We start from the raw sequence: 16,324 nt of genomic DNA, 5'->3' as shown, positions 1-16,324 counted from the left end.
GCGAGCAACGTATGTGTGACCCACATCTTGTGGGCCTCAACTAACGATCAGTGGGGAATGAGAAAAACCCCCACTGATGGAAGCTTCACTTTATTTCTTTTTTAGCCGCTTCTTTTTTTCTTTTTCAGCTCGATAAAATTCGTGGAACATTTTCATAATCGCCCGCTTTTCAATTCGGGATACATAGCTTCTGGATATTCCAAGTTCTTTTGCAATCTCTCTTTGAGTTTTTTCCTTTTTTAAATCTAATCCAAACCTTCCGACAATTACTTCCTTTTCACGTTCATCCAAAATATCAATATATTGTTTCAGTTTTTCTAGTTCCATATTTAATTGAATCATATCAATGACATCTTCGTTTTCTGATTTCAAAACATCAATTAAACTTATTTCATTTCCTTCTTTATCCTGGCCGATCGGGTCGTGTAATGAAACATCTTTTCTCGTTTTCTTAAGAGCACGTAAATGCATCAGTATTTCATTCTCAATACATCTCGCCGCATATGTTGCTAATTTTGTACCTTTTCCTTGGGAGTAGCTTTCAATAGCCTTTATTAAACCAATTGTGCCAATGGAAATAAGGTCTTCAGAATCTTCACCGGTGTTTTCAAACTTCTTGACGATATGGGCAACAAGCCTTAAGTTATGTTCAATTAATAAATTTCTTGCGTTTTCGTCGCCTTCAGCCATTAAATATAAATATTTTTTCTCATCACTTGCTGATAATGGTTGTGGAAAGGCATTGTTTTTTACGTATGATACTAAAAATAATACTTCTTTGAGAAAATAACCAACTGCTGTTAGAATCCCTGTCATACTTCCACCTCCGTGAGAAGCTTTAAATAGGCGAATGCCTATTATTAATACTTATGTGCAGCAGAGCTTATTTGTGTCTGTCCAATGAAAGAAGAAAAAATTCATGTGTAAGAAGGAAAAATATTAAAGTTAATGCCTAATGTACAGCCTGAATGGTATAATATATATCTTAATCACAGTGAAAAACGGGGATTATACAAAAAGAGAACCGCTCGAGATGCAAGAAAGATTATGAGAAAACTTTCAATACATGTCCTAATGAGCGGCGATTGATTTCTAATTTAATTAACTCAATAAAATCATTATTAAGGTTTAGCTCTCTGGCTTTAAAATAAGATTGGATTAGTAATTCATCAGAAAGTTTCTGCATGCTCGTAGGATGAAGAATCATAAAAACACCTCCTAACATTTTATTATTCTAAAGAAGAATAATTCAGCATATATTTGTATGTTACCTTTCTGTTTGTAAGTTTAATCTAACATGAACTAGAGTTAAGAACAACCGTTCTGTTATCCACAGTACTCAGTGGATAAGTTGTGAATATTATGTTCATAATGGTGATAAAGATTGGTTATTCAATTAGAATAATGTGTATAGAATTATCCACAGTTGTTTGGAAAAATGTGTTTTTGTCGAAAAGTTTTTAATATGACTTAATTTATCGAAATTTCTGCCGTTTTAAATTATGTCTTTATTTTCTTTAAATATATAGTTTCCTTTGAAAGTATGCTGTAAATTAGATATGATGTAAGATGGCAAAAAACAGTATAATGAGGTGTCGAACACGTGTTACGACTATTTTTACCTGGTGAATATGTGAAGAGTATTTTTCATATTTCAATTCAGCAATTAAAAGACCGTGGAATTAAAGGAATTATTACAGATTTAGATAATACGCTCGTTGAATGGGACAGACCATCAGCAACACCGAAGTTGATTGAATGGTTTAAAGAAGTAAAGATGAGCGGTATTGATGTAACGATCGTTTCAAATAATAATGAGCTTCGTGTAAAGTCATTTTCAGATCCTTTAAATATTCCTTTTATTTACAGAGCCAGAAAGCCGATGGGCAAAGCTTTTAATCAAGCAGTCAGAAAGATGAATTTAAATAAGAATGAAGTAGTTGTCATCGGTGATCAGCTGCTTACAGACATACTTGGAGGAAACCGAAATGGATTCCATACAATTTTAGTCGTACCAGTTGCACAAACGGACGGATTTATGACGAGATTTAATCGTCAAATTGAAAGAAGAATCTTAGCTGCTTTAAAACGAAAAGGAATGCTTCAATGGGAGGAATAGAAATTGTCAGACAATCACTACTCATGTATAGGATGCGGAGTTCAAATTCAATCTGAATTACCAAATGAAATAGGTTATGCTCCTTTAAGTACATTAGAAAAAGAAAATATTATTTGTCAGCGCTGTTTCCGGCTGAAAAACTATAATGAAATTCAAGATGTTTCTTTAACAGATGATGATTTCTTGAAAATTCTTCATGGAATTGGAGAATCGGAAGGATTAATCGTTAAAATTGTTGATATTTTTGATTTTAATGGAAGCTGGATTTCTGGTATTCAAAGATTTGTTGGTGGTAATCCTGTTTTATTAGTAGGTAATAAAGTTGATATTTTGCCTAAATCAGTAAAACAGCAAAAATTAATTCAATGGATGAAAAGAGAAGCGAAGGAACAAGGGCTAAATCCAATTGATGTTTGTTTAGTGAGCTCTGCAAGGGGAAAAGGGATTAGAGAAGTTGCAGAACAAATTGATGAACTTAGAAACGGACAAAATGTATATGTCGTTGGCTGCACGAATGTCGGTAAATCAACTTTTATTAATCGGATGATTAAAGAGGTGACCGGTGAAAAAGATGTTATTACAACTTCACATTATCCCGGTACGACATTAGATTTAATTGAAATACCGCTTGATGATGGAACAGCATTATACGATACACCTGGTATTATTAATCATCATCAAATGGCACATTATATTGATAAAAACGATTTAAAGCTGTTAACTCCTAAAAAGGAAATTAAGCCGAAGGTATTCCAGTTAAATGAGAGACAAACATTGTTTTTCGGAGGATTAGCAAGGTTTGATTATGTTAGCGGTGGAAGAACGTCGCTTACTTGTTATATTCCAAATGAAATAATGATTCATCGTACAAAATTAGAAAATGCAGATGACCTATATGAAAAGCATGCCGGAGAGCTTTTAAATCCGCCAAGAAAAGACGATCTTGATCATTTTCCGGAGCTTATTCCACATGAATTTATGGTGAAAGAGGCGAAGACAGATATCGTATTTTCCGGACTTGGCTGGGTAACGATAAATGAACCGGGTAAGAAAGTGACTGCTTATGCTCCTAAAGGAGTAAATGTTACCATTAGGAAATCGCTAATTTAAGGGGAGAGAAGAATGGAGAATTTATATGGTGTAATTGGCTGTCCGATCGCACATTCCATGTCGCCGGCGATACATAATGATGCATTTAAAAATTTGAAAATAGATGCTCATTATGGGGCATTTCATGTTGAACCTGAAAACCTAAAAGCCGCGATAGAAGGTATAAAAGCTCTAGGTATAAAAGGATTTAATGTAACGATCCCACATAAAATAGACATTATTCCGTTTTTAGATGAAGTTCATAAAACGGCGGAAATTATCGGTGCTGTTAATACTGTAGTCAATGACAATGGTAAATTAATCGGCTATAATACAGACGGAAATGGATACGTGGAATCATTAAAGTCAAATTTAACGAAATCATTGACAGCAAATCGTTTTTTAATTATTGGTGCAGGGGGTGCAGCACGAGCTATTTATTATACCCTTGCTTCAGAAGGATGCACGCAAATCGATTTATGCAATAGAACAGTTGAAAAAGCCGAGAAGCTTGTGAATGATTGTCCATTTGAGCATGAAAGCCGATTTATTACAATCAGGCAGGCAGAACAAGAATTAGAAGAATATGATGTTATTATTAATACGACCGCAAGCGGGCTTCACCCTAATGTAAATGAACAGCCAATCTCTCTGAAGATGGCTAAAGAGGGAAGTATTATAAGTGATATTATTTACAATCCAATCGAAACAGCATTATTAAAAGAAGCGAAAGAACGAGGTTTGATTGTACATAATGGTGTAGGTATGTTTGTTTATCAAGCAGCACTGGCTTTTAAATTATGGACTGGGGAAGAACCTGATATAAAGCGAATGGAATCGATTGTGTATGAAAAACTAGGAGGGAATATATGTTAAAGGGAAAACAGAAACGTTATTTACGTGCAGAGGCACATCACTTAAATCCAATTTTCCAAGTTGGTAAAGGTGGAGTAAATGAAAATATGGTAAAGCAAATAAGTGAAGCACTGGAAGCTCGTGAACTTATTAAAATTAATATTCTTCAAAATTGTGAAGAAGACCGTAATACAGTAGCAGAAAAACTTAGCAAAGATACAAAAGCAGAACTTGTACAAGTGATTGGTAATACGATTGTTCTATACAAAGAGTCTGTAGAAAACAAAAAAATTACTTTACCAAAATAATAAAGTAATGGAGGAAGGTATATGAGAATAGGGATTTTAGGTGGAACATTTGACCCGCCACATAACGGACATTTGTTAATTGCAAGCGAAGTATGTGCTGCTCTAGAGCTATCTGAAATTTGGTTTATGCCTAATCAAATACCTCCTCATAAACAAACAAAAGATTTTACAAATAGTGAGCATCGTTTAAATATGCTGACACTTGCTTTAAAAGATAAGCCTAATTTTAAAGTTCAGTCCGTTGAATTGAATAGAAAAGGCCCTTCCTATACATATGATACAATTATTCTTTTGAAGGAACAGTTTCCTAATGTTTCGTTTTATTTTATCATTGGCGCAGATATGATTGAATATTTACCAAAATGGTATAATATTGATGAATTAATCAAGCTTGTCACATTTGTTGGTGTAAGGCGGCCGGGTTTTCAGGAGAAGACTGACTATGATGTTCAAATGGTGGATGTGCCACAGTTTGATGTGTCATCAACATTACTTCGAAACCGGATAAAAAATAAACAGACGACGGATTATCTTCTCCATAAAGATGTTAAAAAATATATTGAGGAGTATCATTTATATGGATCGTGAAAAGGCACTTAGTATAGTGAAAGAACATTTAACAGAACGTCGCTATATCCATACGGTAGGCGTTATGGAGACAGCGGTGGCACTTGCCAAGCGGTATGGGGAAGATGAAAAAAAAGCCGAAATTGCGGCGATTTTCCATGATTATGCAAAGTTTCGTCCGAAAGAAGAAATGAAGCGGATTATTATAGAGCAAAAGATGCCTTCAAATCTTTTAATACATAATGATGAATTGTGGCATGCACCGGTTGGAGCTTATTTGGTGGAAAAAGAAGTAGGAATTACAGATGAGTCGATTTTAATGGCGATTAGATATCATACATCTGGAAGGATGGATATGTCACGATTAGAGAAAATTATTTACATTGCTGATTATATTGAACCAAATCGTAATTTTCCTGGAGTAGAAGAAGTAAGAGAATTAGCTTTCAGGCAATTAGATGAAACGCTTATTAAAATTTTGCAAAATACGATTATTTTCTTAATGAAAAAAAATCAGGCTGTTTATCCGGAAACAATAGATACTTATAATTTTTTTGTGACGGTTGAAAATAGTAAAAAATGAGTTTTAATTTAAAGGAGGAAAAACAATTTGAATGAAAAAGATCTTTTAACAATTGTAGCAAAATCAGCAGATAGCAAGAGGGCAGAAGATATTATTGCTTTAAATATGAAAGGTATTTCTTTGATCGCCGATTATTTCCTTATCTGTCATGGTAACTCTGACAGACAAGTACAAGCGATTGCAAGGGAAATCAAGGACAAGGCGCAAGAGCTTGGGCTTGAAGTAAAACGATTAGAAGGGTTCGATGAAGCTCGTTGGATATTAATTGACTTAGGGGATGTTGTTGCACATGTTTTCCATCATGAAGAGCGAGGTTATTATAATCTTGAACGTCTATGGGGAGATGCTCCTATAGAAGACCTTACGAGTGTGTTAACGAATGATCTATAAAGGTTTTGCGAGTATCTATGATTATCTAATGGATGATGCGCCGTATGATCTGTGGCAAAGTTATATTGAAGAAATAATTTCTACATATGATAATAGTGGAAAGAAAATTTTAGATATTGGCTGCGGTACAGGAGAAATCGCTATTAGACTTGCTAAACAAGGATTTGAAGTAACTGGAGTTGACTTAAGTGAGGAAATGCTGGCGGTTGCACATGTGAAAGCTGCAGAAAACAATGTGAAGCTTTTCCTGCTTGAGCAAGATATGAGGAGTTTAGAAGGATTTGAGCAAGCTTTTGACATAGCAATTATTTGCTGTGATTCTTTAAATTATTTAGAGACAGAGGAAGATGTTAAGCGAACATTTAAAGCAGTTAGTAATCATTTAGCAGAGAATGGTTTGCTTATTTTTGACGTTCATTCTTTATATAAAATAAATCATATATTTGCAAATGCAACGTTCACAGATCAAGATGAGGAAGTAAGCTATATTTGGAATTCATATTTAGCAGATGAGCCAAACAGTATTGAACATGACTTAACTTTTTTTGTTAAGGAAGGTCACTTATATGAAAGATACGATGAAGTTCATTATCAGCGGACATTTAAAGAAGAACAATATGTAAAATGGCTGGAAGATGCTAATTTTAAAGTTGTTCAAATAAATGCTGATTTCTCAGTACAGTCTAAACCAAATGAACAGTCGGAACGAATATTTTTTGTAGCGCAGCTCCGATAGTTAGTATATTTCCAACTTTTAAAAAACCATCGAAAAAATTTTTCGATGGTTTTTTTGAAAAGAAAGCAGGATATTTGGGGAATAGAAAGAATACATTATGTGAAGATATATTACTTTTCAAATTGCCTCCTAACTTCTTCGATATCCTCATCATATTTCCTATGTGTACTTTTTATAAGGTTTTCAAATACAGGTCCAAGTTCTTCCTCTAAAACTTTAATCCCTTTTCCAGTGACACCGCCTTTCACACATACCTTTTCTTGCAATGTAGGCAAAGTGTACAGTTCTGTTTCTAGCAATTTACCCATACCAATGATCATTTCACTTGCAAGCTGCACCGCTTTTTCCTGGCTTATTTCTGTCTCTTTAACAGCTCCGTTGACAAATCTCTGTAATAAATAGCTGAAAAATGCAGGACCGCAGCTGACGATATCTGATGCTACCCTCGTAATTTCATTTTCAATTTCTACTGGTGTAGAAATGCCTTCAAATAATTTTTCAATTTTTTGCTGCATTTCATTCGAACAAGAATTTCCGAATGTAAATAAAGAAACTCCTGCAAACGCACGGTTCGTAATACTTGGAATAACTCTTGCAACTTGACAATTTACAATTGATTCAAGCTGTTCCACTTGTACTGGACTAGTTATAGAAATAAGACATTTGTCTCGTCTTAATAAATGGCGAACATTTAATAAAAGGGGGTGAATATCTAATGGCTTCACACAAATAAAAATAATATCGGAATGTTTTATAACTTCGCTTGCATTATCCATTACATTTGTTCCAGGATATATTTTATTAATCGCAGCTGCTTTTGCAATTGTCCGATTTGTCATGAATATCGCGGAAGGTGCTAAGGAATGTGATTCGATTATAGCCTCGATTAATATTTTCCCCATATTGCCTGTTCCAATAAAACCAATATTCAATGCATCATCCCTCCTTACGAAACATCTTTCTAAGTAAAACATATGATTTAATTGCTGTCTTTATGAATTAAGTTTGAGAGGAGAAAGAAATTGGAATTTATTAAGCAGCATAAATATCCTTTGATTATTATTACAATTGTTTTAAGCTTCCTTGCTTTTTTCTACTATAGCAATAGTATGAAAGAAGAAATAGATCATGAATTAGACAAAGTCCTTTTACAAAATAATGAGGAAAATATAGAGGAAGATATTGAAAATCCTGCTATTGAAATGAGTTCAGAGATAGTAATCGATGTAAAAGGTGCCGTTATAAAACCAGATGTTTACGTGATGGAGAGCGGTGATCGAATCCATCATGTTATTGAGAAAGCAGGCGGGCTCACAGCAGATGCAAATCAATTATCAATTAATCTCGCTGCTTTACTTGAAGACGGAATGGTTGTATATGTTCCAAAGCAGGGAGAAGAAGAAAATATTGCTGCTTCCTCTCCAATAATAACTAGTTCTTCAGATTCCACAAAAATAAATGTAAATAAAGCAACATCAGAAGAGCTACAAACTTTATCAGGAATTGGTCCATCAAAGGCAGAGGCAATTATTTCCTATCGTAATGAATCAGGTCCTTTTAAAACGGAAGAAGATTTGTTAAAGGTGAGCGGAATCGGCCAAAAAACATTTGAAAAATTAAAGGAAAATATAACAGTTAAATAATCAATTGACGGCAGTTCCATATAACCGATAAACTGATGATAGAAATTTTTTTAGGTGGGGAAGAAATGAACAGAATTGAATGGAATCAATATTATATGGCGCAAAGCCATTTGCTTGCCCTTCGCAGTACTTGTACAAGACTTGCAGTTGGAGCGACAATTGTACGTGATAAGCGAATTATAGCAGGAGGTTATAACGGATCAATTGCAGGGGGAGTGCATTGTTCTGATGAAGGCTGCTATGTTATTGACAATCATTGCGTGCGTACGATTCATGCGGAAATGAACGCGATTATTCAATGCGCGAAATTTGGTGTACCGACAGAGGGTGCAGAAATATATGTAACACATTTTCCATGTTTGCAATGCTGCAAGGCAATTATTCAAAGCGGAATTAAAACTGTTTATTATGCAGCTAGTTATAAAAATCATCCGTATGCAGTTGAACTGTTTGAACAAGCAAATGTGAAAGTCGAACAAGTAGAATTTGAAGGAATTGTGTTGAATACAACGGTAAATGAAAAGTGATGATCTGTAAACATTCCTACCTCTTTAAATTTTCATTATTTTAAGGAGGTAGGAATGTGATAATTGGAAACTGTCCCCTGTATAGCTATTACTTGAAGCGGGAGTCTTCCTGTCTAAAATAATAAAATAGGAGCCTGAAAAAGTGAGAGGAAAGGTGACATATTTAGCAATTGCTGCCACACTCGGAATTATTTCTTTAAAGTATCAATTTCATTTTATAGCTGTTTTATTGTCTGTTTTCTATTTTTTCTACTTATCTATTTACAAAAAATATTTTCTTCTATTTTCCGCTATTATTATCTTCTTTATCTTCTCTTTGTATTTCCATCTTAGTGAAATAAATAACCGTTCGAATTTAGGTGCTGGAGAATATAAGTCACAGGCAAGGCTTGGCGGTGAATTTTTTCTTGATGGTGATTTTTTTCGAGGAATCTTAATTGATCAAACTGGTGAAAAGCTGAGCTTTACATACTATATAAAAACATATGAGGAAAAACTAAATATAGAAAAGCTTCAGCTTGGACAGCAATGTTATTTTCAAGGAGAATTGGAGAAGCCGAAATTACCGACAATGCCAAATGCTTTTAACTATAGAGAATATTTATTCAATCAAAAAATTCATTGGCGTGCAAAACTTAATTCTATCTCAGCTTGTCATAAACAGGATAAAGGTATTATGACAGTCCTTCAAAAGATTCGTAAAAATGGACTTATGCTTATTGAAAAATACTATCCAGAATCATCAAGAGGAATTGTTCAAGCACTTATTTTCGGAGAAAGGTCCCTTATTGCAGACGAAGTTGAAACAGCATATGAAGAGCTTGGAATCGTCCATCTCCTCGCTATATCAGGCTTGCATGTAGGTTTATTAGTCGGGGGTCTTTATTACTTTTTCATAAGAATAGGTCTTACACATACTAGAACAAGGCTCCTTTTAATTTGTTTTTTACCTGCTTATATTGTTCTTACCGGTGGTGCCCCTTCTGTTACAAGAGCGTCTGTTATGGTCATTATCTATTTTTTATTAAGAATCTTTAAGTGGAGAGTGTCACCCGCTGATATTATTAGTATGACGTATCTGCTCATGCTCTTATTAAATCCATATGAACTGTTTCATATTGGCTTTCAGCTTTCTTTCCTTGTCAGTTTTATTCTTATTATATCATCCAAAATTATTGTTCATTCTCATAGCTGGTTTATGAGATCATCCCTCATTACAATCTTTTCACAATTAGGTGCTGCCCCGATTTTATTTTATCATTTTCATGAAATTTCTATTTTGAGTTTACCGATGAATTTAATATTCGTTCCTTTTTATTCTTTTCTCGTTTTACCATTAGCATTAATGACATTTTGTTTGCAATTACTTCATATTGGGAGTTTATTCATCCATTTTCTTGATATCATTATTTCTTACAGTCATCATTTCGTTCAGTTTTCCGCATCTTTTAAGTTATTTACTCTCGCTTTTGGAAAGCCAGGTATACTGATCCTTTTTTTATATGTGTCCTCGATTTTATTCTTCTTTATTCAATTTGAAAGGGCTGCTAGTATGAAAGAAAAAGTTCGTTCCTTTGTTCCTCTTCTATTTATTTTTATGCTCCACTTTCTAGTCCCATTTTTAAATCCGTATGGGAAAATAATGGCGATAGATGTTGGACAAGGAGACTCGATTCTTATTCAGCAGCCGTTTAAAAGAGGGACATATTTAATTGATACAGGAGGAAAATTGAATTTTAGTGAAAAAGGTGAGTGGGCAGAGCGGAATAAGAAATTTTCCATTGCGAAAGATATAACAATTCCATATTTGAAATCGGTTGGTGTAACAAAGATTGATTTATTATTTTTAACACATGGCGATACAGATCATATTGGGGAGGTCAGTCATTTATTGGATGGTGTGAAAGTAAAAGAAATTATTTTACCAATTGGGTTTATAAGAGGAGATTTAGAAAAGGAGATTATAAAAAAAGCGATTGAAAAGAGGGTGAAAATTACTGTTGTAAAAAGAGGTGACTATATTAAAAAGAACGGCTTACGTTTTGATGTGCTATCACCAGAAAAATTGACAGAAAGTAAAAATGATGATTCTCTCGTGCTTTATAGTAAAATTGGTGGATTATCATGGTTGTTTACAGGTGATTTGGAGCATCAGGGTGAAGAGGAGATAATAAGGAAATATGATTCATTAACTGCAGATGTGTTAAAAGTTGGTCATCATGGAAGCAAAGGCTCTACATCTGATGAATTTCTGAATAAGATTAAACCGTCGATCGGAATTGTCTCCGCGGGTTATAACAATCGCTATAATCATCCACATAAAGATGTTGTTGAAAAACTTAAAGAACGAGACATTCCTCTGTTCAGAACAGATATACAAGGAGCTATTATGTATGAGTATAAGGGGAACAGAGGAACCTTTTCGATACATCCGCCATACGATACAGTAAGAGAAGAGGATGAATGAGAAAGAGACCGTTTTTACAGTCTCTATGTAGTGTTTAAACTCCGATTAATTTAACAACTGTACCGATTATGAATATTAAAGCAAAAAATCCAAAAGCAGCGATAAAGCCTACACCAGAATCTACAACATCGTTGCGCTTAGTTTGTACATCCTTTTCAAATTGGTTCATTTTTACCCCTCCTATTTCATACTTAGTATAAGCGAATTGGAAAAAAAAATCTATACTATCGTAAACGTTTACCACACTTACTAATCATTTTCACAAATAAATGAAAAACGAACGGAAACACTAAAAACTAACAGTATATGTTCAATGTTATTATTTTTTTAGTATCGTTTCATTTCAGATGACCTAGGCTCTTGAATGGAACGTTCATATAGATTCGGACTGTCATTTTATTGGGTGGCAGTCCTTTTAAAACTTGCTAAAATAATGCTTTCCTTATACGATTAAATGGATCTTTTGTGAATGATGGGAGAACAATATATGATTTTTAATATATGGAAAGATATAGAAAAGGGGAAATTGGACCCGGTTTATTTATTAGTTGGCAAAGAATCTTTTCTGCTGCAGGAAACGACACAAAAATTAATTGAAGCTGCCCTTTTAGAAGAAGAAAAGGATTTTAATTTATCGACTTATGATATGGAAGAAACTGCACTTGAAATCGCACTTGAGGATGCAGAAACATTGCCATTTATCGGAGAAAGAAGAGTAACAATTATTAAAAACCCCTATTTTTTAACGAGTGAGAAGAAAAAGGAAAAAAATGAACATAGATTAGAGAGATTAGAGCAATATTTACAATCTCCAGTTCCATATTCGATTTTAATTTTTTATGCTCCATATGAAAAATTAGATGAGAGAAAAAAAATAACGAAATTAATAAAGAAACAGAGCACTGTTGTAGAAATGAACAGTCTTTCTGATAAAGAAACAGCGAAATGGATCATTGATTTAGCGGATGCAGAAAAAGTTCAATTAGATGAGGAAGCGATAGAACAGCTGCTTCTATTAACAGCTGGTGATTTACTTACAATTAACGAGGAAATAAAAAAGCTGAGTACATATGTAGGAGAGAACGGACAGATAACGAGGGAAATTGTCGATAAATTAGTTGCAAGAACGTTAGAACAAAATATTTTTGAATTAATTGAAAAAGTTGTACATAGAAACAGTACGGAAGCTTTAAAGATCTTTTATGATTTGCTGAAAGCAAATGAAGAGCCGATTAAAATTCTTTCTTTACTGGCTACTCAATTCAGACTTATTTTACAAGTAAAGGAGCTTGGAAAAGTCGGCTACGGGCAGCAGCAGATTGCGAATACGATTAAGGTACATCCTTTTCGTGTGAAGCTTGCATTAAAACAGGCAGGCCTTTTTCATGAAGAAGAGCTGGCAAATTATATGATTCAATTAGCGGAAGCTGACTATGAAATGAAGACGGGTAAAAAGGATAAGCAGTTAGTACTCGAATTATTCTTATTAAAACTTTTTAAAAAATAAAAAAACGATCCTCGTAAGGGACCGTTTTTTTATTTTGAACAGATTAAGCTGTTAATCCGTTTACTTGTTTCGCTAAGCGAGATTTGTAACGAGCAGCAGTGTTCTTTTGAATAAGACCGCTTTGAGTTGCTTTATCAATTCTTTTAGCAGCTTCTTTAAGTGCTGCTTGTGCGTTTTCAACATCGTTGTTAACGACTAAAGCTTCTACTTTTTTAATAGCAGAACGCATTGCTGATTTAACAGAAGCGTTTTGCGCGCGACGATCTTCATTCGTTCTTACGCGTTTAATAGCTGATTTAATGTTTGGCATAACTTTCACCTCCTAAGAAGGTATCAATCCGAGATATATAACTCAGGTTCATTTTTTATATAAGAACAAGTGATATTTTATCAAACGCCCTCCTATAATGCAATACTAATGTAAAGGAAAATTAGTTTATACTTGCATATTCGAATGATTTTTATATTAATTGGGGAAAATAAACATATCTACATACAGGGAGGCGGAGCAGTGGAAAAACCTTTGGATTTAAGCTGGTATTCGATTCGAACTGACTTAGCTGTCGAAGCTAAAAACATGGCATTAATGGAAAAAGAAGAGTCTTCACAATTAAAAGGCATTATTGTGGAAGAACGTGAGGAAGACGGGATTCATATTTCAGCGATTGAAATAACAGAAGAAGGATCGGAAACGACAGGAAAAAAAGCAGGAAATTATTTAACATTAGAAATTCAAGCGATAAGACAAAAAGATACAAAATTACAGCAAAAAGTAATTGAAGTGTTTGCGAAAGAATTTAGTCAATTTCTAATCGAAGCAGGAATTAAAAAAGATGCGAGCTGTTTAGTTGTTGGTTTAGGTAACTGGAATGTGACACCAGATGCTCTTGGACCAATTGCAGTAGAAAATTTACTCGTGACGCGTCATCTTTTTAAACTCCAGCAGGAAAGTGTAGAGGAAGGGTTTCGTCCAGTTAGTGCAATAGCCCCTGGTGTAATGGGGATTACAGGGATTGAAACGAGCGATATTATTTCTGGAATTGTAGAAAAATCAGAGCCTGACTTTATTATTGCGATCGATGCGTTGGCAGCAAGGTCTATTGAGAGGGTAAATACGACGATCCAAATTTCAGATACAGGTATCCATCCTGGTTCAGGCGTTGGAAATAAGCGTAAAGAACTTAGCAAGGAGACGCTTGGCATACCGGTTATTGCAATTGGCATTCCTACTGTTGTTGATGCAGTGTCCATTGCCAGCGATACGATTGATTATATTTTAAAACATTTCGGTAGGGAGCTTAATGAAGGAAATAAGGCGTCAAAGTCTTTAGTCCCTGCCTGGATGAGCTTTGGTGAGAAAAAAGTTTTAACAGATGAGGATTTACCTAGTGAGGAACATAGGAAGCAGTTTTTAGGTATTGTCGGCAGTTTAGAAGAAGAAGAAAAAAGAACATTGATTCATGAAGTGCTGGCACCTCTAGGTCATAATTTAATGGTAACACCGAAAGAAGTAGATACATTTATTGCAGATATGGCTAATGTCATTGCAAATGGATTAAACACAGCGCTTCACAGTGAAGTAGATCAAGGAAATACAGGTGCATATACACATTAAGAAAAGTTCTACTTCTTCAAGTTTGTTCATACGTTAGTGTAGACAAGCTTGAAGGAGGATTTAGTCATGAAGTGGATTCGCAAAAATCGGAATATGATCGTAACAGTTAATGGGACAAGCATTAAAAAAGGGATTATGCTAGGATTCATCGTCCTTGTCATGACATTTCTATTGTCTGGGATTTTAACATCTTTAAAGCCCGAATACAGGCTTACATCATCGTCTATTAATGATTTAACTGAAAATATAAACGGGGAAGCTTTTTTGCATTTATTAGGTGCGGAAAATCGTTATTTTATTTCCTCAGAAGGAGAAATACCAGAACCTATTAAACTTTCTTCTATCTTATTTAAGGTTACAACAAGTATTAACCCAGATGATCCGAGATCTCTTTTAGGGAGGGAGCTTCCGGGTTTTTCCCTATATGACAGTGAAATTATTATCGCAGGGGAAGGGACAAACTATACGAATATGCCGTTTGAATCAGCACCGCCGATGGAGGTGCTTGAAAAGGAGAGAGAGGCTTCCATTGAGGATTTAAGAATTGAAGATGGAAATAATGAGCCAAAGCCGCCTCCTGCTCAAACAACTGGCGATAGAAAAGTAGTTTATATTTATAATTCCCATAATACAGAATCATATTTACCGCTTTTAAAAGGAGAAACAAATCCTAATAAAGCGATACATTCCAAAGCAAATGTAACATTGCTAAGCGATATGTTAAGTAAAGAGCTTGCTGATAAGGGAATTGGTGCCCAAGTTGAAAAAACAAACATTCAGGGTATATTAAAAAACCGCAACTGGAAGTATCACAAATCATATTCGGCTTCCAGAGAAATCGTTCAAACCGCAATGGCGGGAAATGAGCATATTAAGTATTTAATTGATATTCATCGTGATTCACAGCCAAAGAAAGTGACAACTGTAACTATTCAGGGGAAATCTTATGCAAAGCTCGCATTTATCGTCGGTGGCGAAAGCTCGAGAGCGAGTCAAAATATGAAATTTGCCGAGGAGCTTCATAATCTGTTCCAAAAGAAATATCCGGGACTCAGCCGCGGAGTGTTTAAAAAGCAAGGTGCGGGAACAAATGGAGTTTTTAATCAAGATTTATCAGATCAGGCGACACTTATTGAATTCGGTGGAGTTGATAATAATATGGAAGAGTTGAAAAATGCAGTAGAAGCGGTTGCTGATGTTTTCAGCGAGCATTATTGGAAAGCTGAAAAAGTAGATGGCAATGCACAGACGGAGCAACAGTAAATCATTTGTGAGGGAATAGAAATGATTAAATTTATGCTGAAATGTTTCTTTTTAAGTTCTATTCTGTTTATAGGTGTATTAATCGGCATGCAGCAGGCGAACGAAGGAATGCTGCAAATGAAGGGATACAGTGATCCAAAGCTAAGCGGCGCCTTTCAAGTAGAAAATGAACGAGACGGTGAAATGGAAGCGTCGATTCTTGGTAATAGTGTAACAAGTCAGGATTTGCAAAAAAAACAGGAACAGCTTGAACAAATTGAAGCTTTTAACTTTTTTTCACAAACAGGAAAAAAATTATCGGATTTCGTAAGCAGTACGGTATCAGCAGGAGTGGAGTCTCTTAGCGAGCTAATTAACAGATGGTTCGAATAAATATTACAGGATGGACTAATTCTTAAAATAGTGAGTTAGTCCATTTTTAAATACAATTGGCTCAAAATAACATGAATTCGGCTCAAGATCAGATAATTGTCTTTAATATCCAGGGATGAACAAGGCACTTGCGCATTTCTTACCATCCAGCTGTAGTGCCTAGCCCCTCGAGTCACAAGTCATTCAAGAATTGAAGATAAAGAGCATCTTCTATTCTTGCCTGTCTTATGCTTGTCGGGGCTAATCAAGGCGCTTCCGCATTAGTTCTTGAATCTTGTTTTTT

General features: G+C 34.7%; 20 protein-coding genes. 15 read left to right on the top strand and 5 right to left on the bottom strand.

Annotated elements, in window-relative coordinates; translation table 11 throughout:
- Nucleotides 1-90: 90 nt before the first annotated feature.
- Nucleotides 91-816 carry an RNA polymerase sporulation sigma factor SigK gene (gene sigK, locus BFA01S_RS02300; protein WP_066225305.1) on the bottom strand — a complete coding sequence of 242 codons (726 nt, stop codon included), beginning with the start codon at nucleotides 814-816 and terminating at the stop codon, nucleotides 91-93.
- Between the two features lie 229 nt (nucleotides 817-1,045).
- Entirely contained in the window at nucleotides 1,046-1,186 is a 141-nt protein-coding gene (sda, locus tag BFA01S_RS02295) for a sporulation histidine kinase inhibitor Sda (RefSeq protein WP_066225315.1), read from the bottom strand.
- A gap of 417 nt (nucleotides 1,187-1,603) precedes the next feature.
- Here sda and BFA01S_RS02290 point away from each other — a divergent pair, with 417 nt between their 5' ends.
- Genes BFA01S_RS02290 through BFA01S_RS02255 form a run of 8 tightly spaced genes read left to right on the top strand, consistent with a single transcriptional unit; the run spans nucleotide 1,604 to nucleotide 6,647 of the window.
- Nucleotides 1,604-2,119 (top strand): YqeG family HAD IIIA-type phosphatase, encoded by a 516-nt coding sequence (locus BFA01S_RS02290; RefSeq protein WP_066225303.1) that lies wholly within the window; start codon nucleotides 1,604-1,606, stop codon nucleotides 2,117-2,119.
- Between the two features lie 3 nt (nucleotides 2,120-2,122).
- The gene (yqeH, locus tag BFA01S_RS02285; protein WP_066225300.1) at nucleotides 2,123-3,229 is read left to right on the top strand and encodes a ribosome biogenesis GTPase YqeH; all 1,107 of its coding nucleotides are present in this window, start codon (nucleotides 2,123-2,125) and stop codon (nucleotides 3,227-3,229) included.
- A gap of 12 nt (nucleotides 3,230-3,241) precedes the next feature.
- Nucleotides 3,242-4,084 carry a shikimate dehydrogenase gene (aroE, locus tag BFA01S_RS02280; protein WP_066225297.1) on the top strand — a complete coding sequence of 281 codons (843 nt, stop codon included), beginning with the start codon at nucleotides 3,242-3,244 and terminating at the stop codon, nucleotides 4,082-4,084.
- Nucleotides 4,078-4,371 (top strand): ribosome assembly RNA-binding protein YhbY, encoded by a 294-nt coding sequence (yhbY, locus tag BFA01S_RS02275; RefSeq protein ID WP_066225295.1) that lies wholly within the window; start codon nucleotides 4,078-4,080, stop codon nucleotides 4,369-4,371. Before aroE ends, yhbY begins: the two co-directional genes overlap by 7 nt.
- A gap of 21 nt (nucleotides 4,372-4,392) precedes the next feature.
- A complete protein-coding gene (locus BFA01S_RS02270; protein ID WP_066225293.1) occupies nucleotides 4,393-4,959 on the top strand; it encodes a nicotinate-nucleotide adenylyltransferase in 567 nt (188 codons plus the stop codon).
- A complete protein-coding gene (yqeK, locus tag BFA01S_RS02265) occupies nucleotides 4,949-5,521 on the top strand; it encodes a bis(5'-nucleosyl)-tetraphosphatase (symmetrical) YqeK (RefSeq protein ID WP_066225291.1) in 573 nt (190 codons plus the stop codon). Before BFA01S_RS02270 ends, yqeK begins: the two co-directional genes overlap by 11 nt.
- A 27-nt stretch (nucleotides 5,522-5,548) precedes the next feature.
- On the top strand, nucleotides 5,549-5,911 hold the full coding sequence (rsfS, locus tag BFA01S_RS02260; RefSeq protein WP_066225289.1) for a ribosome silencing factor: 363 nt from the start codon (nucleotides 5,549-5,551) through the stop codon (nucleotides 5,909-5,911).
- Nucleotides 5,901-6,647, top strand: coding sequence for a class I SAM-dependent DNA methyltransferase (locus tag BFA01S_RS02255; RefSeq protein WP_066225287.1), 747 nt, complete (start codon nucleotides 5,901-5,903; stop codon nucleotides 6,645-6,647). Before rsfS ends, BFA01S_RS02255 begins: the two co-directional genes overlap by 11 nt.
- Nucleotides 6,648-6,757: 110 nt before the next feature.
- Here the strand turns inward: BFA01S_RS02255 and comER are convergent, their stop codons facing one another.
- Nucleotides 6,758-7,579 (bottom strand): late competence protein ComER, encoded by an 822-nt coding sequence (comER, locus tag BFA01S_RS02250; RefSeq protein ID WP_066225282.1) that lies wholly within the window; start codon nucleotides 7,577-7,579, stop codon nucleotides 6,758-6,760.
- A gap of 90 nt (nucleotides 7,580-7,669) precedes the next feature.
- On the opposite strand from comER, the gene BFA01S_RS02245 reads away from it, so the two are divergent.
- From BFA01S_RS02245 to BFA01S_RS02235, 3 genes are all read left to right on the top strand, one after another.
- Nucleotides 7,670-8,290, top strand: a complete 621-nt coding sequence (locus BFA01S_RS02245) for a helix-hairpin-helix domain-containing protein (RefSeq protein ID WP_066225281.1) — start codon at nucleotides 7,670-7,672, stop codon at nucleotides 8,288-8,290.
- A 65-nt stretch (nucleotides 8,291-8,355) separates the two neighbouring features.
- On the top strand, nucleotides 8,356-8,817 hold the full coding sequence (locus BFA01S_RS02240; RefSeq protein WP_066225279.1) for a ComE operon protein 2: 462 nt from the start codon (nucleotides 8,356-8,358) through the stop codon (nucleotides 8,815-8,817).
- Between the two features lie 142 nt (nucleotides 8,818-8,959).
- On the top strand, nucleotides 8,960-11,284 hold the full coding sequence (locus tag BFA01S_RS02235) for a DNA internalization-related competence protein ComEC/Rec2 (protein ID WP_066225277.1): 2,325 nt from the start codon (nucleotides 8,960-8,962) through the stop codon (nucleotides 11,282-11,284).
- Nucleotides 11,285-11,318: 34 nt separating this feature from the next.
- Here the strand turns inward: BFA01S_RS02235 and BFA01S_RS21680 are convergent, their stop codons facing one another.
- On the bottom strand, nucleotides 11,319-11,453 hold the full coding sequence (locus tag BFA01S_RS21680; protein WP_082799819.1) for a YqzM family protein: 135 nt from the start codon (nucleotides 11,451-11,453) through the stop codon (nucleotides 11,319-11,321).
- A gap of 318 nt (nucleotides 11,454-11,771) precedes the next feature.
- On the opposite strand from BFA01S_RS21680, the gene holA reads away from it, so the two are divergent.
- Complete coding sequence (gene holA / locus BFA01S_RS02230) at nucleotides 11,772-12,791, top strand: DNA polymerase III subunit delta (RefSeq protein WP_066225276.1); 1,020 nt, start codon at nucleotides 11,772-11,774, stop codon at nucleotides 12,789-12,791.
- Between the two features lie 43 nt (nucleotides 12,792-12,834).
- On the opposite strand, the gene rpsT is transcribed toward holA, so the two are convergent.
- A complete protein-coding gene (rpsT, locus tag BFA01S_RS02225; RefSeq protein ID WP_066225274.1) occupies nucleotides 12,835-13,101 on the bottom strand; it encodes a 30S ribosomal protein S20 in 267 nt (88 codons plus the stop codon).
- A gap of 201 nt (nucleotides 13,102-13,302) precedes the next feature.
- Here rpsT and gpr point away from each other — a divergent pair, with 201 nt between their 5' ends.
- From gpr to BFA01S_RS02210, 3 genes are all read left to right on the top strand, one after another.
- Nucleotides 13,303-14,406, top strand: a complete 1,104-nt coding sequence (gene gpr / locus BFA01S_RS02220) for a GPR endopeptidase (protein WP_066225272.1) — start codon at nucleotides 13,303-13,305, stop codon at nucleotides 14,404-14,406.
- Between the two features lie 66 nt (nucleotides 14,407-14,472).
- Nucleotides 14,473-15,669, top strand: a complete 1,197-nt coding sequence (gene spoIIP / locus BFA01S_RS02215; protein ID WP_066225270.1) for a stage II sporulation protein P — start codon at nucleotides 14,473-14,475, stop codon at nucleotides 15,667-15,669.
- Nucleotides 15,670-15,690: 21 nt separating this feature from the next.
- Nucleotides 15,691-16,041, top strand: a complete 351-nt coding sequence (locus BFA01S_RS02210; protein WP_066225268.1) for a YqxA family protein — start codon at nucleotides 15,691-15,693, stop codon at nucleotides 16,039-16,041.
- Nucleotides 16,042-16,324: the final 283 nt, after the last annotated feature.

Source organism: Metabacillus fastidiosus NBRC 101226 (assembly GCF_001591625.1).
Classification (GTDB): domain Bacteria; phylum Bacillota; class Bacilli; order Bacillales; family Bacillaceae; genus Metabacillus; species Metabacillus fastidiosus.
The sequence above is the reverse complement of the archived record's forward strand: the minus strand, read 5'-3'. Positions and strand labels throughout refer to the sequence as shown.

Bases quoted from the DNA above. Each gene is read 5' to 3' on its own strand.
- sda (WP_066225315.1), bottom strand. From the start codon at position 1,186: ATGCAGAAACTTTCTGATGAATTACTAATCCAATCTTATTTTAAAGCC.
- spoIIP (WP_066225270.1), top strand. From the start codon at position 14,473: ATGAAGTGGATTCGCAAAAATCGGAATATGATCGTAACAGTTAATGGG.
- yqeK (WP_066225291.1), top strand. From the start codon at position 4,949: ATGGATCGTGAAAAGGCACTTAGTATAGTGAAAGAACATTTAACAGAA.
- BFA01S_RS02255 (WP_066225287.1), top strand. From the start codon at position 5,901: ATGATCTATAAAGGTTTTGCGAGTATCTATGATTATCTAATGGATGAT.
- yhbY (WP_066225295.1), top strand. From the start codon at position 4,078: ATGTTAAAGGGAAAACAGAAACGTTATTTACGTGCAGAGGCACATCAC.
- BFA01S_RS02210 (WP_066225268.1), top strand. From the start codon at position 15,691: ATGATTAAATTTATGCTGAAATGTTTCTTTTTAAGTTCTATTCTGTTT.
- holA (WP_066225276.1), top strand. From the start codon at position 11,772: ATGATTTTTAATATATGGAAAGATATAGAAAAGGGGAAATTGGACCCG.
- aroE (WP_066225297.1), top strand. From the start codon at position 3,242: ATGGAGAATTTATATGGTGTAATTGGCTGTCCGATCGCACATTCCATG.
- BFA01S_RS02240 (WP_066225279.1), top strand. From the start codon at position 8,356: ATGAACAGAATTGAATGGAATCAATATTATATGGCGCAAAGCCATTTG.
- BFA01S_RS21680 (WP_082799819.1), bottom strand. From the start codon at position 11,453: ATGAACCAATTTGAAAAGGATGTACAAACTAAGCGCAACGATGTTGTA.
- sigK (WP_066225305.1), bottom strand. From the start codon at position 816: ATGACAGGGATTCTAACAGCAGTTGGTTATTTTCTCAAAGAAGTATTA.
- rpsT (WP_066225274.1), bottom strand. From the start codon at position 13,101: ATGCCAAACATTAAATCAGCTATTAAACGCGTAAGAACGAATGAAGAT.
- BFA01S_RS02270 (WP_066225293.1), top strand. From the start codon at position 4,393: ATGAGAATAGGGATTTTAGGTGGAACATTTGACCCGCCACATAACGGA.